This window comes from Alkalicoccobacillus porphyridii, from assembly GCF_007293315.1.
Lineage (GTDB): Bacteria > Bacillota > Bacilli > Bacillales > Bacillaceae_D > Alkalicoccobacillus > Alkalicoccobacillus porphyridii.
Genome location: NZ_VLXZ01000220.1, coordinates 1 through 270, shown reverse-complemented (window position 1 = coordinate 270; position 270 = coordinate 1). Strand labels below are relative to the sequence as shown.

Annotated in this window: 1 protein-coding gene; it reads left to right on the top strand. The window is 47.4% G+C overall.

Annotation, left to right across the window (positions count from 1 at the left end; genetic code table 11):
- Positions 1–149: 149 nt before the first annotated feature.
- Positions 150–270: trigger factor (locus FN960_RS24100; protein ID WP_185971147.1), on the top strand; the 121-nt coding region annotated here is incomplete at its 3' end.

Sequence of the window (270 nt, the reverse complement as noted above, 5' to 3'; positions counted from 1 at the left end):
TAATGCCGCGTCCTATTTGAATGCTTTCGGGATGATTCTGGTAACAGGGAATGTGATTGATTATAAGAACATCCCGGTTCCGCGAAGCCAACAACCTGTGCTTGCGGGGTAAGAGTTGACCGAGCACTGTGATTTTTTGAGGTAACAAGATGCAAGTTTCAGTTGAAACCACTCAAGGCCTTGGCCGCCGTGTAACGATTACTATCGCTGCTGACAGCATCGAGACCGCTGTTAAAAGCGAGCTGGTCAACGTTGCGAAAAAAGTACGTA